The 24,590-nt window shown below is 53.5% G+C and carries 19 protein-coding genes and 1 tRNA gene; 9 read left to right on the top strand and 11 right to left on the bottom strand.

From position 1 onward, the window contains the following. Positions 1-31: 31 nt before the first annotated feature. The 4 genes from ACN0VD_RS12595 (at position 32) to ACN0VD_RS12580 (ending at position 5,526) form a co-directional block, all read left to right on the top strand. Positions 32-358, top strand: coding sequence for a hypothetical protein (locus tag ACN0VD_RS12595; RefSeq protein ID WP_417594765.1), 327 nt, complete (start codon positions 32-34; stop codon positions 356-358). 105 nt (positions 359-463) lie between these two features. Beyond that, positions 464-3,205 carry a preprotein translocase subunit SecA gene (gene secA / locus ACN0VD_RS12590; RefSeq protein ID WP_417594763.1) on the top strand — a complete coding sequence of 914 codons (2,742 nt, stop codon included), beginning with the start codon at positions 464-466 and terminating at the stop codon, positions 3,203-3,205. Between the two features lie 32 nt (positions 3,206-3,237). Next, complete coding sequence (locus ACN0VD_RS12585) at positions 3,238-3,999, top strand: sulfite exporter TauE/SafE family protein (RefSeq protein WP_417594761.1); 762 nt, start codon at positions 3,238-3,240, stop codon at positions 3,997-3,999. Between the two features lie 372 nt (positions 4,000-4,371). Further along, a complete protein-coding gene (locus ACN0VD_RS12580) occupies positions 4,372-5,526 on the top strand; it encodes a GGDEF domain-containing protein (protein ID WP_417594759.1) in 1,155 nt (384 codons plus the stop codon). Positions 5,527-5,692: 166 nt separating this feature from the next. On the opposite strand, the gene ACN0VD_RS12575 is transcribed toward ACN0VD_RS12580, so the two are convergent. From ACN0VD_RS12575 to moaA, 3 genes are all read right to left on the bottom strand, one after another. Then, positions 5,693-5,767, bottom strand: a tRNA-Asn gene (locus ACN0VD_RS12575). A 74-nt stretch (positions 5,768-5,841) separates the two neighbouring features. Continuing rightward, complete coding sequence (locus tag ACN0VD_RS12570) at positions 5,842-6,615, bottom strand: NAD kinase (protein WP_417594758.1); 774 nt, start codon at positions 6,613-6,615, stop codon at positions 5,842-5,844. Further along, positions 6,612-7,610 (bottom strand): GTP 3',8-cyclase MoaA, encoded by a 999-nt coding sequence (moaA, locus tag ACN0VD_RS12565; protein ID WP_417594756.1) that lies wholly within the window; start codon positions 7,608-7,610, stop codon positions 6,612-6,614. The genes ACN0VD_RS12570 and moaA overlap by 4 nt, the downstream gene beginning before the upstream one ends. Before the next feature lie 155 nt (positions 7,611-7,765). Here moaA and ACN0VD_RS12560 point away from each other — a divergent pair, with 155 nt between their 5' ends. Then, the gene (locus ACN0VD_RS12560; RefSeq protein WP_417594754.1) at positions 7,766-9,781 is read left to right on the top strand and encodes a putative bifunctional diguanylate cyclase/phosphodiesterase; all 2,016 of its coding nucleotides are present in this window, start codon (positions 7,766-7,768) and stop codon (positions 9,779-9,781) included. On the opposite strand, the gene mfd is transcribed toward ACN0VD_RS12560, so the two are convergent. Next, positions 9,778-13,248 (bottom strand): transcription-repair coupling factor, encoded by a 3,471-nt coding sequence (mfd, locus tag ACN0VD_RS12555; protein ID WP_417594752.1) that lies wholly within the window; start codon positions 13,246-13,248, stop codon positions 9,778-9,780. The two genes, ACN0VD_RS12560 and mfd, sit on opposite strands and share 4 nt — an antisense overlap. A 35-nt stretch (positions 13,249-13,283) precedes the next feature. Next, positions 13,284-13,550, bottom strand: a complete 267-nt coding sequence (locus ACN0VD_RS12550) for a succinate dehydrogenase assembly factor 2 (RefSeq protein WP_417594750.1) — start codon at positions 13,548-13,550, stop codon at positions 13,284-13,286. 59 nt (positions 13,551-13,609) lie between these two features. Between ACN0VD_RS12550 and recG the strand changes: the two genes are divergently transcribed. Beyond that, positions 13,610-15,667, top strand: a complete 2,058-nt coding sequence (gene recG, locus ACN0VD_RS12545) for an ATP-dependent DNA helicase RecG (protein WP_417594748.1) — start codon at positions 13,610-13,612, stop codon at positions 15,665-15,667. 3 nt (positions 15,668-15,670) lie between these two features. Here recG and ACN0VD_RS12540 read toward each other — a convergent pair whose 3' ends face one another. Next, positions 15,671-15,988, bottom strand: coding sequence for a PilZ domain-containing protein (locus ACN0VD_RS12540; protein WP_417594746.1), 318 nt, complete (start codon positions 15,986-15,988; stop codon positions 15,671-15,673). A gap of 93 nt (positions 15,989-16,081) precedes the next feature. Continuing rightward, positions 16,082-17,311: a tyrosine--tRNA ligase gene (tyrS, locus tag ACN0VD_RS12535; protein ID WP_417594744.1), complete on the bottom strand. Its 1,230-nt coding sequence runs from the start codon at positions 17,309-17,311 to the stop codon at positions 16,082-16,084. On the opposite strand from tyrS, the gene ACN0VD_RS12530 reads away from it, so the two are divergent. The 3 genes from ACN0VD_RS12530 to ACN0VD_RS12520 are packed head-to-tail and all read left to right on the top strand — an operon-like array spanning position 17,310 to position 19,616. Then, the gene (locus ACN0VD_RS12530) at positions 17,310-18,059 is read left to right on the top strand and encodes a DOMON-like domain-containing protein (RefSeq protein WP_417594742.1); all 750 of its coding nucleotides are present in this window, start codon (positions 17,310-17,312) and stop codon (positions 18,057-18,059) included. The genes tyrS and ACN0VD_RS12530 overlap by 2 nt on opposite strands. Continuing rightward, positions 18,059-19,255, top strand: a complete 1,197-nt coding sequence (locus ACN0VD_RS12525; protein ID WP_417594740.1) for an exo-beta-N-acetylmuramidase NamZ domain-containing protein — start codon at positions 18,059-18,061, stop codon at positions 19,253-19,255. The genes ACN0VD_RS12530 and ACN0VD_RS12525 overlap by 1 nt, the downstream gene beginning before the upstream one ends. Before the next feature lie 58 nt (positions 19,256-19,313). Next, positions 19,314-19,616: a hypothetical protein gene (locus ACN0VD_RS12520; RefSeq protein WP_100094996.1), complete on the top strand. Its 303-nt coding sequence runs from the start codon at positions 19,314-19,316 to the stop codon at positions 19,614-19,616. 3 nt (positions 19,617-19,619) lie between these two features. Here the strand turns inward: ACN0VD_RS12520 and ACN0VD_RS12515 are convergent, their stop codons facing one another. From ACN0VD_RS12515 to rpoD, 4 genes are all read right to left on the bottom strand, one after another. After that, positions 19,620-20,801, bottom strand: a complete 1,182-nt coding sequence (locus ACN0VD_RS12515; RefSeq protein WP_417594738.1) for a vWA domain-containing protein — start codon at positions 20,799-20,801, stop codon at positions 19,620-19,622. A gap of 15 nt (positions 20,802-20,816) precedes the next feature. After that, on the bottom strand, positions 20,817-21,662 hold the full coding sequence (locus ACN0VD_RS12510; protein WP_417594736.1) for an AAA family ATPase: 846 nt from the start codon (positions 21,660-21,662) through the stop codon (positions 20,817-20,819). Positions 21,663-21,768: 106 nt separating this feature from the next. After that, positions 21,769-22,428: a DUF6975 family protein gene (locus ACN0VD_RS12505; protein WP_417594734.1), complete on the bottom strand. Its 660-nt coding sequence runs from the start codon at positions 22,426-22,428 to the stop codon at positions 21,769-21,771. Between the two features lie 143 nt (positions 22,429-22,571). Continuing rightward, positions 22,572-24,581, bottom strand: coding sequence for an RNA polymerase sigma factor RpoD (gene rpoD, locus ACN0VD_RS12500; RefSeq protein WP_417594732.1), 2,010 nt, complete (start codon positions 24,579-24,581; stop codon positions 22,572-22,574). Positions 24,582-24,590: the final 9 nt, after the last annotated feature.

The following is a 24,590-nucleotide window of genomic DNA, read 5'->3' as shown; positions in this document are numbered from 1 at the left end:
AGAACGCGCTGATATTGACGGGGCCTTGTCCATGAACGCATATTTTGCAAGTTTTATGTTGCTGCTATTCAACGCTGTTGGCTTGGCCATGCCTGCGTCAGCAGCAGCGGCAGAGCGCATGGTGCCTGAGTTGGGAAGCACCGCCAATCTTTCAGAATCCTCGATCGCCGATCAACATTCCGTGATCGAAACGGCAAAGACAGGGGCGTCGGATTATCGCTTCTGCGCTTTGGCAGAATGCCTGATTCCTGTTCCGTTGGCCTTGAACAAGGCGGATAGCAAGCAACAGGCATGGGCGGTCGTCGCGATGCGTTCAGAAGCTGGCGACAAGCTGGAGCATGAAGAAGGCGCGCCCTAGCGCCATTCTCTGTCGCGCCATCGTTGAATGGCACGAAAATCTCCCTAAATTCATTCTATTCACGGCCTCTTGTTGGCCGGCAAAATCTATAAATTGGAAAATGTCATGTTCGGCGGTTTAGCCAAATCTATCTTCGGGTCAGCCAATGACCGTTATGTAAAATCGATGCAAAAAGTGGTCGATGCGGTCAACGCATTCGAACCTGAAATCGAGCCGCTTTCGGATGCAGAGCTTGCTGCCAAAACAGCATATTTCAAGGAACGTGTCACAGGCGGTGAATCGCTCGACGATATTTTGCCGGAAGCCTTTGCGGTCGTGCGGGAAGCGGCCAAACGAACCCTCGGGCAGCGCCATTATGATGTGCAGCTGATCGGCGGTATCGTGCTCCATCGCGGCGAAATCGCTGAAATGCGGACTGGCGAAGGCAAGACCCTGGTTGCAACACTCGCCTGTTATCTCAACGCGATTGAAGGCAAGGGTGTCCACGTTGTCACCGTCAATGACTATCTTGCCCGCCGTGATGCGGAATGGATGAGCCAGGTTTATAATTTCCTTGGTCTGGAGGTTGGCGTGATCGTGCCAAATCTGGGTGAGGACAAGCGCCGGGCCGCCTATGCGGCGGATATCACCTACGGCACTAATAATGAATTCGGCTTCGATTATCTGCGCGACAATATGAAGCACGAGCGTTCCCAGATGGTCCAGCGACCGTTCAACTTCGCGATTGTTGATGAAGTCGATTCAATCCTGATCGACGAAGCCCGGACTCCATTGATTATTTCGGGTCCGACCGATGACAAATCTGATCTTTATCTGTCGGTCAACGCCGTTGTTCAGCATCTCACAGATGAGGATTATGAAAAAGACGAGAAATCGCGCAATCTGTCGCTGACCGAAGAAGGTACGGAAAAGGCCGAACGTCTGCTTGAGGAAGCGGGGCTTTTGGTTGGTAGCAATCTCTATGATTTCGAGAATACCCAGGTCGTCCATCATCTGAATCAGGCGTTGATGGCCAATGTCATGCGCAAACGTGATACCGACTATATCGTCAAGGATGGCAAGGTCATCATCATCGACGAATTCACCGGACGAATGATGGAAGGACGGCGCTGGTCCAATGGACTGCACCAGGCGGTCGAGGCGAAAGAAGGCGTTCAGATCGAGCCCGAGAACCAGACCATGGCGTCGATCACCTTCCAGAATTATTTTCGCATGTATCCCAAATTGTCGGGGATGACCGGCACCGCGGAAACCGAAGCGGCAGAATTTTTCGAAATCTACAAGATGAACGTCGTCACCATCCCGACCAACAAGCCGGTGCAGCGGATCGACGAAAATGACGAGTTTTACAAGAATACACTCGACAAATTTGCCGCGATCGCGAAAACCGTAAAGGAACATAGCGACAAGGGGCAGCCGGTTCTGGTTGGCACCGTTTCGATCGAAAAATCCGAACTGCTCTCGAACTTCCTGAACAAGGAAGGCGTGAAGCATAATGTTCTGAACGCCCGCTTTCACGAACAGGAAGCCCATATCGTGGCGCAGGCGGGTTCCCCCGGCGCGGTTACGATCGCGACCAACATGGCCGGTCGCGGCACCGATATTCAGCTCGGCGGCAATATCGATTTCCGGATCGAGGAAGAGCTTGGCGACATGGAAGAAGGGCCGGCAAGAGACAAGGCGATTGCCAAGATCGAGGAAGAGGTGCGGGCGCTGCGCGAAGAGGTGAGGGCAGCGGGCGGCCTGTTCGTACTCGGCACCGAACGGCATGAAAGCCGCCGGATCGATAACCAGCTGCGCGGACGCTCCGGTCGGCAAGGGGATCCGGGCCTGAGTCGCTTCTATCTCTGCCTTGAGGATGACCTGCTGCGTATCTTTGGCACCGAAACCATGTTTGCCAAGATGATGAACAAGAATCTAGAGGATGGCGAAGCAATCGGTGGCAAATGGTTGTCGAAAGCGATTGAAACAGCCCAGAAAAAGGTCGAGGCGCGCAATTACGAAGCGCGCAAGCAGGTCGTCGAATATGATGATGTGATGAACGACCAGCGCAAGGTGATCTACGAGCAACGCTCTGAAATTATGGACGCCGATTCGGTCGGTGATGTCGTCGAAGACATGCGGCATGAAACGGTCAATGCGATCGTTGCCGATGCCTGTCCGCCCGGTACCTATCCGGAGCAATGGGACGTTGAAGGCCTGAAAACCCGGGTCAAGGAGGTGCTCAATCTTGAACCCGATTTTGACAACTGGATGCAGGAAGATGCGCTTGAACCGGAAATTATCGAAACGCGAATCTCCGAAATGGCCGATGCCGATTTCGAAGCCAAAGTCGCACAGGTGGAGAGCGAGAATCCGGGTGTCTGGCCGCAGATTGAAAAATCGATTCTGCTGGAACTGCTCGACCATCACTGGAAAGAGCATCTGGCAACACTCGATGCGTTGCGCCAGGTGGTCTTCCTGCGTGCCTATGCCCAGAAAAAACCGCTCGACGAATATAAACAGGAAGCCTTTGGCCTGTTTGAGCGCATGCTGGAAATTATCCGGGAAGGCGTGACCAAGACGATCGCGATCAGCCAATTCCAGCGGCAGGAAGAGATTGCCGTGCCTGAATTGCCTGAATTGCCGGATTTCCTGACCACGCATATTGATCCGCTGACCGGGGAAGATAACAGCAATGATATCGACGGCGGCACTTTGGGGACGGTTTCGACCACCTTGCCGCCACGGCAATCCGGACAACTGGATAATCCTCATGACGCGTTCGATGGCAGCAAGGTCAGCCGCAATGCTCCATGTCCTTGCGGTTCCGGACGCAAATATAAGCATTGCCACGGCAAGTTCTGATCTGAATTCGACTCGGCCTGGCGGGAACCGAAATGGATTTTTCAATTCTCGTCCTGGCCCTGCTGTTTGCGGCAACCGCCACACTCTATGCCAGCGTCGGCTTCGGCGGTGGTTCTACCTATATCGCCTTGCTGGCTTTGGCGGCGCTCGATTACCGGGCGCTGCCGGTCATCGCTTTGCTATGCAATATTATCGTGGTGACCGGCGGGACCATCCGCTTCCAGTTGCGCGGACTGATTGACTGGTCGAAGATCTGGCCCATCCTGTTGCTATCGGTGCCGGCTGCCTGGCTCGGCGGTCGCATGGTCCTGGAGCAGGACAGCTTCATGCTCCTGCTCGGTATTTCTCTGGCCGCTGCGGGCGTTTTACTGATCATCGAACCGTTTATCAGGCGGGCAAGGGCTATTGGGGGACAATGGACCGGTCACCAGTTGTTCGCTCCCGCCATTGGCACAGCCATCGGGTTTCTGTCCGGCACGGTCGGCATCGGAGGCGGCATTTTCCTCGCACCGATCCTGCTGCTGACCCGCTGGGCCGACAGTCGCCGCATTGCTGCGACGGCCAGCGTGTTCATTCTGGTCAATTCGATCGCCGGTCTTGGCGGGCAGTTGATGAAATCGGGTCTGAGCAGTGGCGGAGAGGCAATTCTCGCCTATTGGCCGCTATTCCTCGGGGTGCTGCTGGGCGGTCAGGTCGGCAGCATATTGGCGAGCAAGGCTTTGCCCGAGATATGGATCAGACGGCTGACGGCGTTGTTGATACTCTATGTGGCCGCGCGGATTTTGTGGGTTTGAGATTGAGAAAATAGCGGATGGTTGGCCTGGTCATGACTATGCTCATATGGCCGGATGCCTGCCGATAGTCGCTCTGTCGAGCGCCTCAATGATCAATGAGCATATCCACGGCGCAGGAGAAGACCGTTAAATTTGTAACCAACAATAACTTCTTTCGCCGACGAGGCGCTTTTCGCTTTAGAAGGATGAATAGTATATTTGTTATTTTATTATCCTTTTATTAGAATGTATTGCCGGGCATAGTGAAGTTCAATTATCTTATTCGGAAAATGCATTGTTGGCCTGAACTTTGACGAACTTTGGAATCCCAAGGCCAAATGAAGGGCCAGCAGGTTAACAATTCATTGACAGATAGCCGGTAGATTGAACAGGATGTCTGAGAATTCCGGCTTTCATATCCAAACGGTTTTGATATTGGCGATTTTTGCGCTGGTATTCTGGCTCATTCATTTCTTCAACAAGCGCCAGCCGTTTCCCGGATGGGTTGCCGTCGCTTATTCTGCGGCTTTGGCAGCATATGTCATCGACAGCACGCGGCACGAATCGACCAATATCGGTTTTATTTATGCGTCAACCAGCCTGTTCTGGATTTTCAGTCTGGCCATTGCCAAGGCGATATATGTTCGGTGCAATGCGGCTTTTCCCAATGTTCTGGTCGGACTTATCTTGTCATCAGCCATAACGGCCTTTGCCGTGCTGACTTTTGTCGCCACTGATATTTCCATTCGTTCGGTTCTGGTCAGCGTGGTGGCGGCCATCCTTCTGGCCCTTGCGCTGCCGCCCTTGTGGAAGGCGGGCGGAAAGGTCATAGACCGCGCATTGTTCGGTGTCGTTGCAACCGTAGCGGTCATTTTCATCGTGCGTATCTTGTTCGTCTATTCCCTGCACGGACTGACTCTGACCGAGCAGAGCTACTCGCAATCGGAATATGCCTGGATACTCCATTTCACCAGCGGTATCTGCGCGCTCGCCCTTGCGGTGGTGCTCTTGTACGCTGCCGGGCTCGACATGGTCTGGCATTACCACGGGCAGTCCAACCGCGATCCGTTGACGAACCTGCTAAACCGGCGTGGTCTCAAAGGGCTATACAACGCTGTCAGAAATCAGGATCGGAACGAAGATTACACGAGAGTCCTCATCCTGTTTGACATCGACCATTTTAAGCGCGTGAACGACCAATATGGTCATGCGGCGGGAGATAAAGTCCTGCAAAGAGTCGCAAAGACCGCCTCTGGTCTTTGTATGGACCAAGGTCAGGTAGCCCGGACCGGTGGCGAGGAATTTGCAATTTTGACCGACTGGATTCCGCTCCAAACGGCGGAGCTTCTGGCGCAGCATATCTGTGATTCGCTACGGTTTGTTGCCCATCCCGAACTGGCTACGGATCACAAAATTACTGCAAGTTTTGGTCTGGTTGTTCTGGCAGATTCCGATTCCCTGAGCGATGCCATGGATCGAGCTGATCAGGCGCTATATCAGGCCAAGCGGAACGGCCGCAATCAGGTTGCGCTGGCGCAAGCTGCCTGATTCCTTCCCCGACCGAGGGCAGGGGCGGCTTTCCTACATCCTCCCCGTCATGGTAAATCGCTATCTGTCTTGATTCGCTAGACAAGATTCGTCACCGAATGACAGGGTTTCGCGCCCTAAGTCCGGCAAAAAATCGGCAAGTTTTTGGAAAAGTGGAATATGAAAATGGCTCCCCGAGTTGGATTCGAACCAACGGCCATTCGATTAACAGTCGAATGCTCTACCACTGAGCTATCGGGGAACACGCTCGATTCTGGACCGAGCCTTTCATGGTGAAGCGCGCCTATAGCAACGACTTTTGAGGGCTGCAAGCCATCAAACGACAAATTGTTCCATTGCTATGCGATCATCAAGAGCATGTTCTGGATCAAACAGCATCGTAAGCGCCTGAGCGCGGTCTATTGCGACTTTTACGCAACTGACATCGCGGACTTCCTGTTGATCGCCAACCGCGCTGACAGGCCGTTTCTCGGGGTTCAGTACACGAATTGTGATCTCCATCTTGTCCGGTAAAATCGCACCTTTCCAACGTCTTGGCCGGAAGGGGCTGATCGGTGTTAACGCCAGAAGATTACAGGTCAGCGGCAGGATAGGGCCGTTGGCGGAAAGATTATATGCGGTGGAGCCGGCGGGAGTTGCAATCAACACCCCGTCACAGACGAGTTCTTCCATCATGATCCGGCCGTTAATTTCAATTTCCAGTTTTGCCGTCTGCCGGGTTTCACGCAGCAGCGAGACTTCATTGATCGCAGGCAAGGTGAATTTGGCACCGGAAATGGTCTCCACTTCCATTTTGAGCGGTTTTACCTTGAAAGCCCGGGCCTTGTGCAGGCGTTCGATCAGGTCTGTCATATGCCAGTTGTTCATCAGAAAACCGACTGTGCCCAAATTCATGCCATATACCGGCATGATATTCCGGCGATTGAGCATCTGGTGCAACGTCTGCAGCATGAACCCGTCACCGCCAAGAACAACCGCCTGATCTGCCTCTTCCACGGGCACCCAATCGATCAGCGGTTTCAATTTTTCGGCCGCTTCCTGCGCCGGTAGCGTCGGCGACACGATCAGTGCCCACTTTTTATCGCTCATCCGCCCGTGACGTTCATATGACGCTCCAATATCTCTGCGGACCCCTCCAGCTGCGCGTTGAATTCATGTCGCAACGGTTTGAGCTTTAGAGCCTGTTGAAGCAATTGGTCAACGGCAGCGATGCCATCCTTGCGAACCGCTGTGCGTAAGTCGACATGTGCGTTATGACCCAAGCACATGAATATCTTGCCGTCTGTGGTCAGGCGCAACCGGTTGCAATCATCGCAAAAATTGTTGCTGAGCGGCGTGATTAGGCCCAGCCGGAGACCGAGCGGTTCAACCGAAACATAGCGGGCTGGTCCCGAGCTGCGATGAGAGATGGGACGGATCGTATATTGGTCTCTCAACGAAACCAGAAATTCATCGGCGGAAATATGCGCGAGTTTGCGATCCGCACCAACATCACCCAAAGGCATGCTCTCGATAATCGTCAGATCATGCCCATTTTCGGCGCAATATTCAGCCATCGGAAGAAGATCTGCTTCATTGAAGTCGCGAACCGCCACCATATTGATTTTAACCTGAATACCCGCTTCCTTGGCGGCATTGATACCGTCCAGTACAACGTTAACATCAGCGCCCCGGGTGATTTCGGAAAAGCGGGCGGGATGAAGCGTGTCCATGCTGACATTGATCCGTCGCACGCCATGACTTGCGAGATGGTCGGCATATTCGGTGAGCAGCGATCCGTTGGTGGTCAGCGTCAATTCTTCCAGTTCACCGGAGGATACTTTTCTGCCGAGCCGCTGGATAACGTCTTTCATATCGCGTCTGACCAGCGGTTCGCCGCCTGTGAGCCGAATTTTCCGGATACCATGGCCGATGAAGCGTTCTGCGATCAGGGTGATTTCTTCGAGCGTGAGCAGTTCGGACTTCGGCATGAAGGTCATTTTTTCCGACATGCAATATTGGCAACGGAAATTGCATCGGTCGGTGACCGAAATCCGCAAATAATCAATTTTGCGTCCGAAACCGTCTTGCATAGGCCGCCTCATGTTGATTCCATTTTATAGGGCTAGCGATTTCCCGACAGGCAGGCAACGGCATATAAAGGTTTTGCTGCTACGGAAAAAGATAGTCGGTTGCCGGGAAATCGGTGTTTCCGTCATTGCGCTTAAGGAGTTTTGAGGTCGCCGAATTATCCGTCTCGATGCCGCATCTGGTTGAATTCAGAAATCTGTTTCTGCTTTCATTCCACGAACGCGATCCGCTTGCTGCCGAAATCACGTCCTTTGGCTGGCGGGTTCATTCCGCCCGCAGACCTGATAATCTGAGTGCCCGTTTTTTTTCCGCCGGAGCGATGATTGCGGTTATTGACGCACGTTGTGCGTCGGATGACTGTTTTGAGGCTATTGCAGAGCTTTCAACCTCTGCAACAGAAGGGGGAATTGCGATATTGGCGTTGGTGGACAGCAGTCGGCACCCTCCAATAGTGGCGCAATGTTATGATTCGGGTGCGACCCATTATCTGGATTTTGCAGACTCGAATGCGAATCTCGCACTGTCGATCAAATATGCCTATCGCTATGTTGAGAATTTTCGGGGTGGCGCTGAACATGCAAGTCATGAGCAATCGCTTCTTACCAGTGCGGATTTGCAATGGTCAATGGCGGTGGACGGCGTGACGGAATTCTGGGCTAGCGATAGTCTGTTAAAAGCGGCCGGCGAAATTGATTTCAAACGCTACCCTGCTACCGGAATTTACCGTCGGTTATCGGAAGAAGAACGCAAACGCGTGCGAGGCGCTATGGGACGTTTGCGTGATGGTGCCCGACAGGCTGCGGTTCCCCACCGGCTTAACGGACGTGCAGTGATTCATCACTTACACGAAGCTGGCGACCGGATTTTCGGTAGAATCGAATATCTTGCCAATAATGAAGATATGGATGACTGGACCGGACGGGATCTGCTTTCCGGGTTGAGAAATACGGCAGCTGCCCGGGCCTGGATTCGAAAAAAACTGGAAGCTGGCAGTCAATTGAGTCTCCTCTCGATCGGAATTAAAAACTTCCGGACGATCAATGCTGCTTTTGGGCGACAAGCGGGAGATCAGCTATTGCGGATTGTCGGACACAGGTTGATGGAGCAGACCCAGCGCCAATATGCGGGTTCCCAACTCGTCGCGCGACTCGATGGGCAGAATTTTATGATCGCTCTAGCTGATATTCAGACGAGCAAGGTTTCCGCATTTGCAAATGATTTGATCGGCAGCGTTTTTTATGACCTGCAGTTTGAGGGACGGTCAATCAACCCAGTTGCGCGGGCGGGGGTAGCGATTAGCAACAGTAATTCCAGCGAAAAGACTTTGATCAGAAAAGCCGTCTTGGCACTGGCAGAAGCAACCGCTGCGGATGCTTTACCGATCAATTTCAGTACCGTTACCGAAGCCGACGTGCATCTCGAAGAGGCTCTGGAGGAGCAATTGGCCGGAGCGATGAGCCGTGGAGAAATCGCCATCGCGTTTCAACCGCAAATGAAAGTAGCCACGGGACAACTCGTTGGTGCGGAGGCGTTGGCCCGATGGGAGCATCCAGAATACGGGCTATTGGGGGCTTCTACTCTGTTCGCCGTGGCGGAACGTGCTGGCGTTATGGAATCGCTTTCCACTCAAATTCATAAACAGGCTTTGAGTTTGGCTGCCAGATGGCCCCAAAGTCTTGGATTTCTGAGACTCTCTATCAATGTCACGGCAAGTGATCTGGCTGCAGCGGGATTTGATGCAAATATGCAAAAACAGATCGATAACGCCGGTTTCGCGCCGGATCGCCTGACTCTTGAAATAACAGAATCCGAATTAATCGGGAATTTGTCGGCATCGGCTGACATATTGCAGCGATTGAGAGCGACGGGCGTTCGTATCGCGATTGACGATTTCGGTACCGGTTACAGCAGCCTGTCTTATCTGAAGGAACTGCCGGTAGATTATTTGAAAATTGACAGCGGCCTTACCGGAGATATCAGCGGTTCGCCCAAGGATCAGGTGGTCGTGCGATCCATCATCGACATGGCGCACAGCCTGAATCTCGGCGTGATAGCCGAAGGCGTTGAAACCGAAGGTCAACTCAAGACTCTCGCCGAACTCGGCTGTGAATATTTTCAGGGCTTCTTATGTGCCGGACCGCTTTCTTCTGACGAGTTTGAAGCCTTCGCCTTACGCAGCAATTAGCCGGTAACGCGTTGCGCCAGTTTTGATAGCCCTGTTGTCAATTGTGTCAGGCCATGGAGACGGGATTTGGGATCACGCCACTTGCGTTCGATAAACAGCTTATTGTCAGGCCGGATTTTGGCGGTTCCCTTGAGGCGATCAACATAATCGAGCAGGCCCTGAACGTTCGGGAAACGGTCTTGATAAAAGGTAACCAACGCACCACGAGGTCCCATCTCGATTTTTGCAATTCGTGCATTCACGCAGTTCATCTTGATATGCATGAGCTTGAGCAGATTGTCCGTCTGGACCGGGAGTTCGCCGAAACGGTCAATCATTTCCGCAGCAAAGGATTCAATTTCCTGAAGGGTTTTGAGTCCATTCATCCGGCGATAGAGCCCCATTCTGAGCGAAAGGTCCGGTACATAGGCTTCCGGTATGAGGATGGGGGCGTCGACCGTGATCTGGGGAGAGAAACTGTCGGTTTCGGCCTTCAGACCCGAGCCTTTGGCTTTTGCTTCCAAGATGGCGTCTTCGAGCATTGACTGATAAAGTTCGAAACCGACTTCCTTGATATGTCCCGACTGTTCGTCACCGAGCAGATTACCGGCGCCTCGAATGTCGAGATCATGGCTGGCCAGTTCAAAGCCGGCACCCAGGCTGTCAAGGTCGCCCAGAATCTTCAGTCGTTTCTCCGCTTTTTCGGTGATGATCCGATCTTTTGGAGTGATCATGTAGGCGTAGGCGCGCGTTTTTGAACGTCCGACCCTGCCTCTGAGTTGATATAACTGAGCCAGACCGAAGCGATCCGCACGGTATATAATCAGCGTATTGGCACTGGGGATATCCAGGCCGCTTTCAACGATTGTAGTCGAGAGCAGCACGTCATAATTTCGATCATAGAATGCGGACATCCGCTCTTCCACGGTCGCCGGTGCCATTTGGCCATGGGCAACAACATAGGTCAGTTCGGGAGCATGTTTTTTGAAAAAATCTTCGATATCGAGAAGGTCCGCGATGCGCGGGACGACGATGAACGATTGACCGCCACGATAATGCTCGCGCAACAGCGCCTCACGCAACGGGATCGGGTCCCAAGGCATGACATAGGTTCGCACAGCGAGCCGGTCGACGGGCGGTGTCTGGATGACCGATAGTTCGCGCATACCCGTCATCGCCATTTGCAGCGTGCGGGGAATCGGCGTGGCGGTGAGCGTCAACACGTGGACGTCCGCCTTCATTGCTTTCAGCCTTTCCTTGTGGGTCACGCCAAAACGCTGCTCTTCATCGATAATGATCAGACCAAGCCGTTGAAATTCGATCGATTTGGCGAGTAGAGCATGCGTGCCGATGACAATATCGACTTCGCCGCTAGCCAGACCTTGCTTGGCTTTTTTGGCTTCTGCCGGCGGTACTAGTCGTGACAACCGGCCAATTTTTATCGGGAAGGGGCGAAAACGTTCTTCGAAATTGTTGAAATGCTGACGGGCAAGCAGGGTGGTTGGCGCGATGATGGCAACCTGCATTCCCGCCATGGCTGCGGCAAAGGCGGCCCGCATCGCGACCTCCGTCTTGCCGAATCCCACGTCGCCGCAGACCAGGCGATCCATTGCCTTTCCGGACGCCATGTCACCGAGGACTTCTTCAATGGCCTGCTGCTGATCGTCGGTCTCCTGATAAGGGAAACGATCAACGAACCCAGCCATTTCAGTGGTTTCAACGCGGGCAGGGGTAGCTGGTTGCAATGCTCGTGCTGCCGCCGTGCGGAGCAATTCATGGGCAATCGCCCGAATACGCTCCTTCAGCTTTGATTTGCGTCTTTGCCAGCCTTCGCCGCCCAGCCTGTCGAGTACAACACTCTCATCCCCTTCGCCGTAGCGGCTGAGCACGTCGATATTTTCCACCGGGACATACAGCTTGTCACCGCCGGCATATTTTAAATGGACACAATCATGCGGGCTATCGCCAACCGGGATGGAGACGATGCCTTCATAGAGGCCGATGCCGTGTTCGAGATGGACAACCAGATCGCCCTGGTTGAGCGCAGACAGCTCTTCGATAAAGGCATCGCTACTCTTGCGGCGCTTGGATTTGCGGACCAGACGGTCACCGAAAATATCCTGTTCGGTGAGCAATGAAAGGCCTTCTTTCCGAAAACCGGAAGCGAGCGGCAATATTGTGAGAGCCACGCCAGTGTTGACCGAGAGACAGGATTTCCAGTCGTCGCAAAGCACCGCGGACTGGACGTCATGATCCTTCAGCAGGTCAAAGATCCTTGCGCGTGATCCCTTGCTATAGCTAGCGACAATGGCTGTGGTCCCGGACTTTGTGAGACTCTTGAGGTGGCTACCCAATGCCTGATAAATATTCTCGTTCCGCGCCCGTTCGGGGGAAAAATCGCGGGGTGGTGACGCAGACATGGATATCACTATATCCGACTCCGGTTCGTCAAATTCGCTCAGGATATGAATTGGCGCGCTCGATTCTCTGGCTTGCCATTCGTCAGGGGTCAGATAGAGCATGTCGGGGGGCAACGGGCGATAGCTTGAAAGATTGGCTTTGTCCGCTTCAATGCGGTTTTTGTGATAATCCGCGATAGCGGCGAACTGCGCTTCTGCGGCAGAGGATCCTGCAGCATCGCGTAGGACAATGCAGTCATCTCCGACATAATCGAAAATCGTCGCCAGCCTTTCCTCCAAAAGCGGCAGCCAATGTTCCATTCCGGCGAGACGGCGTCCATCGGAGATCGATTGATATAGCGCATCGCTTGTCGAAACGGCACCAAATAGATCGCGGTAGCGGGTGCGGAACCGGGTTATGCTTTCCGGATCCAGCAGAAATTCCGAAACCGGCAGCAGGTCAAGGCTGTCGATATTGCCGACCGTGCGCTGGTCGGCGGGGTCGAACTGCCGCAATGTGTCGATTTCGTCGCCAAAAAGGTCAATTCTGACAGGATATTTTGCGCCCGGAGGGAAAAGGTCAATCAGGCCACCGCGAGCCGCAAATTCACCACTGTCGGCCACTGTATCGACTCGAACAAAGCCGTTGGCATAAAGAAAAGCGATCAGCTTTTCCTGTTCGATAATAGTGCCGGGTGCAAGATGGGTTACAAACTCATCGATTCGCGACGGCATCAATACCCGCTGCGTTATCGCATTGACGGTAGTCACAACCAATTGGCCTACTGAATTGGGGAGCGCCAGCTTGGCCAAGGCAGCAAGCCGGTCCGCTGTCGTGTGCAGCGCCGGGGATGCCCGGTCATAGGGCAGGCAGTCCCACGCCGGAAATTCGATAATCTCGAGATTGGGTTCAAAAAACCGGGCGGCCTCGACGATGGCGCTCATCGCCGCGTCGTCGGTCGCGATAAACATTGTCCGTCTACCTGATTTGACCGCGATTTCTGACAGGAAAAGAGGTCGATAGCCAGCGGGTATACCCGCCAAGGTCATACTATTTTCGGAGGAGATTAATCTATCTAGATAAGACATTTAAAATGGCTTTTGGATTGGGAGAAAGAACAATATTATTTCGTCGCGTCAATATAATCGAGTCGCTGCATGACATTCATTTGTGGTCCGGTAAAAGCGTCAGGAACAGGCAGCGTACCAATCGCCCAAGCCATGATATCTACATCATCTTCGACAAGCAGTTTTTCGAACCAGTCCATCTCTTGTTCTGTCCAGTCCTGACCATAGCGATCAAAAAAACCACCGATCAAAAAGTCAGCTTCGCGGGTTCCTCGATGCCAGGCGCGAAATTGCAGCCGTTTCAGCCTTGTTTCGCGGTCCATATTTGATGCTCCAACTTGGCTGGCATAATGCGCCAGCGAGGGTATAAAGGCGGATAGACATGCGGCCCGAGATACTCAATCCATTATTTGGTGAAACCCAGTCGCTCAAGGGCGTCGGCAAGGTGCTGGCCAAGCCGCTCGAAAAGTTGCGGCTTACCCGGGTGAAGGATTTGCTCTACCATCAACCGAGCCACTGGATGCATCGTAAACGGGTCGATGAACTGGATGAAATCGATGTCGGACAAATCATAATCGTTCAGGTAACACCGGTTGATTATCGCACGGGCGGTCCCCGCAGTCCGTTGCGGGTGCACGCAACGGATAAGGCTGGCAATTATGTCAGCCTGACCTTTTTCGGACGCAATCCAGGCTGGCCAAAAAAATTGCTGCCGCTTGGCGAACCCAAAATCATTTCCGGCAAGCTTGAGCGCTATGGTGACGAACTTCAGATTGTCCACCCGGATCAGGTGCTTGAACCCGGCCAAGTGAATGGCATTGCGCTTTTGGAACCCATTTATCCCTTGGCGGAGGGACTGGGCAACGCGCGTATGCGGCAATTGATCGAACAGGCGCTGACGCTTGTTCCGCAACTTCCTGAATGGATCGAGCCGAGTCAGGTCTCCGCCAAAAACTGGGACAGCTGGCACGATAGCATTGTGGGGCTGCACAAAATGGAAAGCGAGAGCGGAAACGAACGGCTGGCCTATGACGAAATATTCGCCAACCAGCTTGCATTCATGCTGGTGCGTGCGAACAACAAAAGCAAGAAAGGAATCCCGATCCAGGCATACGGACGGCTTCGGGACCAGTTGACACTGCCTTTTGAACTGACGAACGCCCAAAAGCGCTGCATTGCGGAGATTGAAGGCGATCTTGCCCAAAGCGCACCGATGCTCAGGCTGCTTCAGGGCGATGTCGGATCAGGCAAAACGCTGGTCGCCTTGATAGCATTGCTTTCGGCGGTGGAGGCTGGGTTTCAGGGAGCGTTCCTTGCGCCTACCGAAATTCTGGCGCGGCAGCATTTTGAAGGGTTGCAGAAATTGCTGAATGGTCTGCCGGTGAATCTGGCGATCTTGACGGGGCGTGACAAAGGCAGGGTTCGCGAGGCGACGTTGATGGGACTGATGGACGGCTCGATTGATATCCTGATCGGCACCCATGCGATTTTTCAAGAGCAGGTCCGGTATAAAAACCTCGCCATGGCCGTCATCGACGAACAGCATAAATTCGGGGTCTCCCAGCGCCTTATGTTGACGCAAAAGGCGCAACGGATGCCGCATTTGCTGGCGATGACAGCGACGCCGATACCTCGGACTCTGACACTCAGCCAATATGGTGAAATGGATGTATCGCGTATCGACGAACTGCCACCGGGACGGCAAGCGATCGATACCAGCGTGGTTTCCGGTGCGAAAATGGGAGACGTGGTCGATGGGCTTGCGCGCCATATTGGCTCGGGCGGTCAAGCCTATTGGGTATGTCCCTTGGTCGAAGAAAGCGAAAAAAGCGATCTCGCTGCAGCAGAAGAACGGGCTGCCAGCCTGAAAGAGCGATTTGGTGACCAGGTCGGGTTGGTACATGGTCGAATGAAGGGACCTGAAAAAGATGCGGTAATGGGACGTTTCCAGCGGGATGAAATCAAGATTCTCGTTGCTACAACGGTCATTGAAGTCGGCGTGGATGTTCCCAATGCCAGTTTGATGATCATCGAGGCCGCCGACCGCTTCGGTCTCGCCCAGTTGCACCAGTTGCGTGGACGGGTCGGTCGCGGACGCGTCAAATCACATTGCCTGCTGATTCGTGGCGATGCGTTGAGTGAAGTGGCCCGGGCCAGGCTCGCTTTGATGCGCGAAACGAATGATGGCTTCCGGATTGCTGAAGAAGATCTTCGTTTGCGTGGAGCAGGGGAACTATTGGGTACGCGGCAATCGGGCGATTCCGGCTTCCGGGTAGCGACACCAGGACAAGTTAATGACCTGATAGGTCCCGCGACTGATGACGCGCGGCTATTGCTGGATCGCGATGGAGGGTTGGATAGTGAGAGAGGCCAAGCGGCCCGGATCGCGCTTTATCTGTTCGAGCGCGATCGAGGTGTCAGTCTGCTGCGCAGTGGATAGTAATTAAAGGCTGTTGATCTTGTCGAGCATTGCGACAAAATCCGGCTCCCGGATAACGCGCTCAAATTCAAAGCCGCAGCGCCCCTCATGGGCCCATACAAGATAGGCTTCGATTCGTCCGGCGACTGGCAATCGGACGGTAATTCTGTCCCCTTTGGCCATATCCAGCACAGCGCCGAGCATCATGCCGTGGGCTGAGATATTGGTGATCTTGACGCGGATTTCCTGATCTGGATGAGATTCGCAAATGGTTTCAAAATCGACCGGGAACCGCGTTGCACGGCGCGGGTCGGGTGATGTTTGTTGCGGTACACTGGTCATGCCCTGCGAGCTCCAATAGGGTTTGAACTCTGACTATAGCCAATGACTAAGAAGAAAAGGTAAACAGGCGTAAATCGTTTGTATCCTGTAGCACTAAACCTTGCGAAGCAACCCGTGCTTCTTTTTACCTGCTGATATCTTTCTGTCTCCGGTCGATAAGGTAATCATTTCACCGGAGTCTCCGATTGGTATATCATCAATCCGCGCACCGCCGCCCGCAACCAGACGTTTTGCTTCCCCCTTTGATGCGCAGAAACCGATTCCCACCAGCGCGTCTAGAATCGAAATTTGTTCTTCGGAAACCTCCAATGCGGGCAAGTCTCGTCCTGTGGCACCTTGTTCAAAGGTCTGCTGTGCGGTTCTTGCGGCCTCTTCTGCGGCGGATTGTCCATGCGCCATGGCCGTTGCCGCATCGGCGAGAGCTTTTTTAGCCTCGTTGATTTCTGAACCTTCCAGTGCTTCCAGTCGCTTTATCTCGTCGAGATGAATATCGGTGAATAACCGCATGAATCTGCCCACATCCCGGTCATCGGTATTGCGCCAGAACTGCCAGTAATCATATGGGGAAAGCCGATCAGCGTTCAGCCATATCGCGCCATCCACCGATTTTCCCATTTTTGAACCATCGGCCTTGGTAATCAGCGGTGTGGTTACGCCAAATAGTTCGGCGCCATCAATCCGTCTGCCAAGTTCTATCCCGTTTACGATATTGCCCCATTGATCGGAGCCACCCATTTGCAACTTGCAGCCAAATTGGCGGGATAGCTCCAGAAAATCATATGCTTGCAGGATCATATAATTGAATTCGAGGAAGGTGAGAGGTTGTTCGCGCTCCAGCCGTAGTTTGACGGAATCGAATGCGAGCATCCGATTGATCGTGAAATGACGGCCAATATCTCGCAAAAAAGGAATATATTCGAGTTCGCCGAGCCAATCGTCGTTATTGACCATCATCGCGTCGGTCGGGCCGTCGCCGAATGTCAGGAAATTCTCGAAACAGCCGCGAATTTTTGCGAAATTTGATGCGATTCCTTCGTCGTCGAGTATCTTGCGCATCTCGTCTTTGCCGGACGGATCGCCAATTTTGGTGGTTGCGCCGCCCATCAACACGATCGGCTTGTGCCCAGCTTGTTGCAGTCGACGGAGCATCATGATCTGGACCAGGTTCCCGACGTGCAGGGAATCCGCAGTGACATCAAATCCGATATAACCCGGTATGACGGTTTTCGCGGCAAGAGAATCCAATGCATCGGCATCGGTCAACTGGTGGATATAGCCGCGGTCGTTCAACAAGCGCAGTAGATCAGATTGATATTGGGTCATGGAAGGCGTCGTTACAGCCTTGTTCCTTTTGGTGCAATTACCGGTTTTTCGTTTGTGCAAAAGATTGGCATATATTTTGATCGAATATATGCTGTTAAGGCAAAAGGCTCATATTGTGAATGATGCATCAATTGGGCTGCTGAGCCGCATCCCTTGCCGCCGCCCGTCAGGTGCCAATTTTGAACGTTCAAGGAGTGCAATGTCCCGAATACTCTCTTGCCACCCTGACTTTTCCACCGATGTCGTCACGATGGTTGATGTGACTGTGGATTGTTTGCCGTCCGGGAATTTTCTATTCCATTACAATGTTCACGTTGCGGGAGATCAATTGGCGTTGCCGAAACCCGCAACGCCGGAGCGGACCGATTATCTTTGGCAAAATACCTGCTTCGAGGCGTTTATTGGTGCACGAGACACCACCGAATATTTCGAGTTGAATCTATCACCATCGACGCAATGGGCGGCCTACGCATTTGAAGACTATCGCCAGGGTATGAGCAATCCTGATCTGGTGAGTCCGCCGAGAATTGAGACCAGCATGACAGCGAATAATTTTGAGCTATTGGCTACAGTCAATCTTAGCGGTCTTCCGACGCTGGAAACAGGCCGCCTGGAATTGGGGCTGGCGGCGGTGCTTGAGGAAAAAAATGGCAGAAAATCGTTATGGGCTTTAAAGCATAATTTGGGTAATCCCGATTTTCACGACAGGGATTGCTTCATCCACAAATTTGAAACGGCGGAAATTTGATGAAATTTGGAATCGACCGGCTGATAGAAGATGCCAAATTGAGACGCCCGCTGGAAGGCAAGCGGGTAGCGCTGCTAGCGCACCCTGCATCCGTCACGAGCAAACTTACCCATTCGCTTGATGAGCTGGCGGCTTTGAGCGGAATCAATGTCACGGCTGCTTTTGGTCCCCAGCATGGTCTCCGTGGCGACAAACAGGACAATATGATTGAAACCGAGGATTATCTGGATCCTATCCACGATATTCCGGTTTTCAGCCTCTATGGCGAGGTCCGCCGGCCCACGGCCCAATCAATGGAGACGTTCGACGCGATATTGATCGACCTTCAGGATCTCGGTTGCCGAATTTATACGTTCATCACCACCTTGCGCTATATGCTGGAAGCCGCTGCCGAGCATGGCAAGACCGTCTGGGTGCTGGACCGGCCCAATCCCGCAGGACGACCGGTCGAGGGCACGCTGTTGGAAGAAGGATGGGAAAGTTTCGTAGGGGCAGGGCCCATGCCGATGCGACACGGACTGACCATGGGCGAAATGGGGCGCTGGATGATCAGCCATTTTGATCTCGATGTCGATTATCGGGTCATTGAAATGCAGGGGTGGCAACCCGAAGGCCCGGGTTATGGCTGGCCCGAGGACCGTATCTGGATCAATCCCAGTCCGAATGCGCCCAATGTCAACATGGCCCGTGCCTATGCAGGGACGGTGATGCTGGAGGGGACGATGCTGTCGGAAGGGCGGGGGACGACCAGACCGCTGGAGCTTTTCGGCGCGCCGGATATCCAGGCGCGCCCGGTGATTGCGGAAATGCAGCGAATCGCGCCGCAGTGGCTCGAAGGATGCCTTTTGCGGGAAATCTGGTTCGAACCGACCTTCCACAAGCATCAGGGCCAGCTGTGCAACGGCGTGCAGATCCATGCCGAGGGGCCAAGCTATGATCACGCCGCTTTCCGGCCTTGGCGATTGCAGGCTGTGGCGCTGAAGACGATCGCGAATCTCCACGACGGATATGAGTTATGGCGCGATTTTCCCTACGAATATGAGAATGACAAGCTGGCGTTTGATGTGATCAACGGCGGGCCATCGTTGCGAGAATGGATCGAGAATCCGTCTTCGACGGCAGATGATCTGGACGCGATCGCGATTACGGATGAAAAATCCTGGGCCGCGATATCAAAGGAATTTCGTCTTTACTGACCATGCTGCACTGCAACATATTTATTGCATTTGGTCCGTGATCTGGTAATCAGCCGCCATGTTACCGAGTAAAGAATTTTTCGAGGGTGTCGCGCTGAAAAAATGCGTGGCCGCGACCTACAACAATACGGCCTTCAAGCTGGCGCCGCATATTCTCTATACGCGCCATGACGAAATGTATGTCGACGCCGTTCCGCTGGAAAAAGACGGGCAACCGCCGCGGGAGGTCAAGCTTGGAACGTTCAAGCTTTCCGGCCTGAAAGATGTGCGCGTCGAAGACCTGCATTTCGAAAAGTCGGACGTCTTTGAACCCGCTGCCGAAAAATATGACGGAACGACCCTGCTCGCAATAGAGGGCTGAGGCTCATCCCTGTTTGCGGGTTAGCTCTTTCATGGCATCGCCGAGACCGTCTACGGTCAACGGGTACATCCGGTCATTCATCAATTCACGAATGATTTTAACGCTTTGGGAATAGCCCCACTGCTTTTCCGGTACCGGATTAAGCCATGCCGCCGCGGGGTAGGTGTTTGTCAGCCGCTGCATCCACGTCACACCAGCTTCTTCATTGAAATGTTCGACCGACCCACCCGGATGGGTAATCTCATAGGGACTCATTGACGCGTCGCCGACGAATATCAGCTTATAGTCATGGCCATATTTGTGGAGCACATCCCAAGTGTTGGTGCGTTCTGAAAAGCGGCGGCGATTGTCTTTCCACAGGCCTTCGTAAGGGCAGTTGTGGAAATAGAAAAATTCGAGATTCTTGAACTCGCTGGTGGCCGCGCTGAACAGCTCCTCGCATAGCTTGATGAACGGATCCATCGAACCACCGACGTCGAGAAACAGCAGCAGCTTCACCGCATTGTGCCGCTCCGGGCGCATGTGGATGTCGAGCCAGCCCTGTTTGGCCGTGCCGTTGATTGTCCGGTCGATATCCAGTTCGTCGGCTGCCCCTTCGCGGGCAAATTTCCGCAGGCGCCGGAGCGCGACCTTGATATTTCGCGTACCGAGCAACTTGGTATTGTCCAGATTCTGGAATTCGCGCTTGTCCCAGACCTTGATCGCCTTTTTCTGGCCGCCTTCGCCGCCGATCCGGACGCCTTCAGGATTATAGCCGGAATTACCGTAAGGCGAGGTGCCACCAGTGCCGATCCACTTGCTGCCGCCCTCATGGCGTTTTTCCTGTTCTTCGAGCCGCTCTTTCAGCGTCTCCATGATCTCGTCCCAGCTGCCGAGCGACTTGATCTTTTCCATTTCCTCTTCGGACAGATATTTCTCCGCAACCGCTTTCAGCCAGTCGAGCGGAATATCTTCTTCCTGCGTGCCGTAGGAGGTTTCAATCCCCTTGAAGACCTTCGAAAAGACCTGATCGAAACGATCGAGGAGGCCTTCGTCCTTCACGAAGGTCGCGCGGGAGAGATAGTAGAATTCCTCCGGACTGCGCCGAATGACGTCCTTCTCAAGCGCTTCGAGCAGAACCAGATGTTCCTTAAGAGACGCCGAAATCCCGGCGGCCCTGAGTTCGTCCATGAAGTTAAAGAACATCGTGTCTGCCTTTGCCTAGCGCGCTTCGCGTTTCGCCATGAAGGCCAGGCGTTCGAACAGCATCACGTCCTGCTCGTTCTTGAGCAGCGCGCCGTGCAATGGCGGAATCGCCTTGGTGCTGTCGTTCGACTGCAGCGCTTCGAGCGGCATGTCCTCGTTGAGGATCAGCTTCAGCCAGTCGAGCAATTCGCTGGTGCTTGGCTTTTTCTTGAGGCCAGGAACGTCGCGGACATCGTAGAAAATATCCATCGCCTTCTTGACCAAGATGCCCTGAATATCAGGGAAGTGGACATTGATGATATCCTGCATCGTCTCGCGATCCGGGAATTTGATATAGTGGAAGAAACAACGGCGCAGGAACGCGTCGGGCAGTTCCTTCTCGTTATTCGAGGTGATGATCACAATCGGCCGTTCGACCGCCTTGATCGTCTCTTTGGTTTCGTAAACATGGAATTCCATGCGATCGAGTTCCTGCAGCAGATCGTTGGGAAACTCGATGTCGGCTTTGTCGATTTCGTCAATCAGCAGCACCGGCAGTTCGGAGGCGGTAAAGGCTTCCCACAGCTTTCCCTTGCGGATATAATTGGAAATATCGTGAACGCGTTCATCGCCCAACTGGCCATCGCGAAGACGCGCGACCGCGTCATATTCATAGAGACCCTGATGCGCCTTGGTGGTGGATTTGACGTTCCATTCTATCAAGGGTGTGCCCATCGCCTTGGCGATTTCATAGGCCAGAACCGTCTTGCCGGTACCGGGCTCACCCTTGACGAGGAGAGGGCGCCGGAGCGTCATGGCAGCATTGACAGCAACCTTCAGATCATCAGTTGCTACATAGTCGTTGGTGCCGTCAAAACGCATGATATTCTATTCCTTGCCTTTAAAGTCAAAGCAAAGGCGATAGGGAAAACCCCTATTGTAGGCAAGTTAATCATTTAGTTAAGGCCAGTTAAAACTGGCGTGAGGCTCAATGGGAGAGGCGCGTGTTTCGCCGTGCTTCCAGAAGTTGCCAAAGACCGCGATGCTGGGCGAGCAGCTGTTCCACACCGAAATTCAATGCCCGCTCTACGGCCGGAAGTGCCGACAATTGATCTTTGAGAGCCAAAGTCGTTGCAACATCCGGCAAGGTGGATGAACGGGCTTCCACACCAACACGCAAGGCAACGCGTTCCAGAATAGTCCGTATCGCATGCCAGTCCGATACCAGCGCAATGGCCGCTCCGATCGCGCATCCGTTGCGATCAGATTCGGAAAGCATGTCCAGCGCTTTGCGTTGGCCAAATACCGCAGCGTTGCTCTGGTCATCGGTACTGACGCCTGAAATTGGTCCTGCAGCCACTGTCAATCTGGTCAGCAGCGAGCGCTCGGCTGTAAAACCATCGATCGCCTGAATCAGCCATTCCCGAGCGGCATCATCAACTGTTTTGGTCGCAGCGCGATCGATTACGCCGGGGTGCCGGCCATGCAACATGCATAGAAAATGTGCGATATCGGCAATATCTGCGCCCGATAGAATCGAGAAGTCTTCGACAATGGTCCGGACATAGGGCGTCGTGTCACTGCCATAGACCTCGACTTGGTCAGCAGAGTTGCGCTGCACTGTCGATTCTATGTTTTTTCCGAGCATCGCACTTCCAATATCCTGAGTGTTGTCGTGAAAATGCTATCAGCATCTTCGTCAAATTCAGGCGATATCAGATATTCCTAAAGAGCCGGTTTATTGACTGTTAGGGAATTGCAAACCATGATGCCCGGCGGAGCCGTCGGTGATTATTGATCCAGGAAACTGCGCATTTTCCGGCTGCGGCTCGGGTGCTTCAGTTTTCTGAGCGCCTTTGCTTCAATCTGCCGGATCCGCTCGCGGGTAACGCTGAACTGCTGGCCGACTTCCTCCAGCGTATGGTCCGTGTTCATCCCGATTCCGAAGCGCATGCGCAGCACGCGTTCTTCACGTGGCGTCAGGCTGGCAAGGACACGGGTGACCGTTTCCTTCAGATTGGCCTGGATCGCGGCATCAACCGGAATGATCGCGTTCTTGTCCTCGATGAAATCGCCGAGATGGGAATCTTCCTCGTCACCGATGGGCGTTTCCAGTGAGATTGGTTCCTTGGCAATCTTCATCACCTTGCGTACTTTTTCCAGCGGCATCGACAGACGTTCTGCCATTTCTTCCGGAGTCGGTTCGCGGCCCTGCTCATGCAGGAACTGACGGCTTGTGCGAACCAGCTTGTTGATCGTTTCGATCATATGGACCGGAATACGGATGGTCCGCGCCTGATCGGCAATCGACCGCGTGATCGCCTGGCGGATCCACCATGTGGCGTAGGTGCTGAACTTGTAGCCACGGCGATATTCGAACTTGTCGACCGCTTTCATCAGGCCGATATTGCCTTCCTGAATCAGATCGAGGAACTGCAAGCCGCGGTTGGTATATTTTTTGGCGATCGAAATCACGAGGCGAAGGTTGGCCTCGACCATTTCCTTCTTGGCGATGCGCGCTTCGCGTTCGCCTTTCTGGACCATGTTAACGATACGGCGAAATTCGACCAGTGAAGTACCTGTGGCGTTGGCGATATCCGAAATTTCGGTCCGGATGCGATCAACCGCATCGGCTTCTTTTTCAACAAAAGCGGCCCATTTCTTGTCGGTTTTGGCCATGCTTGCCAACCAGCCGTCGTCGAGCTCGTTGCCGATATAACTTTCCAGAAATGCGCGGCGCGGGACCTTGTGACGCTCTGCCAGGCGCAGCATCTGTCCGCCGAGAGTTGTTAGCCGGCGGTTGAACGAGTAAAGCTGGTCAACCAGAAACTCGATCTTGTTGGCGTGAAATTGCACGCTTTCGACCAATGCGGTCAATTCTTCGCGCAAATCGTGATATTTCTTCTCAGAAGCGGCAGGAAAATCCTTGCCCGCTGCCAGCGATTCCAGTCTGGTCGTCTGCAATTTCGAGAATTTCTTGAACACCGATGTAATCAGCGCAAATTTTTCCAGCGCATCCGGTTTCAGGGCTTCTTCCATCTGGGCGAGCGAGAGGGTATTGTCTTCCTCTTCCTCCTCTACGACCCGTTTTGTACGGCGTTCGGTCAGTTCCGCTTCGTCATCATCTTCGCCATCAACCGATTCTTCATCCTCTACCTCGTCATCATCCTTGAACGACGGGCCGGCGGTCTTTTCGCTGATTTCACCATCATCATCGTCACCGTCTTCCAGATTCTCCGGAACCGGATCCTTCGACAGCATGGCATCGAGATCGAGGATCTCCCGCAACTGCATTTCACCATCATTGAGTGCGGTTGACCATTCGATGATCGCGTTAAACGTAGTCGGGCTTTCGCAAAGCCCCCAGATCATGGTGTCACGGCCAGCTTCGATACGTTTGGCAATGGCGATTTCGCCTTCGCGGCTGAGCAATTCGACGGCACCCATTTCGCGCAAATACATGCGCACCGGATCATCCGTGCGATCACCTGTAGCCTTTTTGGGAGCGGCTGCAGCGGTTTTTTTATCCTTGTCCTTGCCATCGATGGATTCGACTTCATCGCCGCCCATTTCTTCGGCTGCTTCCTCGTCATTCTCGACGATCCGGACGCCCATTTCGGAGATGGCGGACATGACGTCCTCAATCTGCTCGTTCTGGTCCTGGGGCAGGGCTTCGTTCAATTCGTCAATCGTCAAATAACCACGCTTTTTCGCCTGGGCGATCAGTTTCTTGATGGCGCTATCATTGAGATCGATCAACGGCTCGTCTTCAGTTTTGGTATTTTTTGCTTTACTTGCCAATGGCTCAGG

Origin of the sequence: Parasphingorhabdus sp., from assembly GCF_048267785.1 — a bacterium.
Taxonomy (GTDB): domain Bacteria; phylum Pseudomonadota; class Alphaproteobacteria; order Sphingomonadales; family Sphingomonadaceae; genus Parasphingorhabdus.
This window is presented reverse-complemented; position numbering and strand designations above follow the sequence as displayed.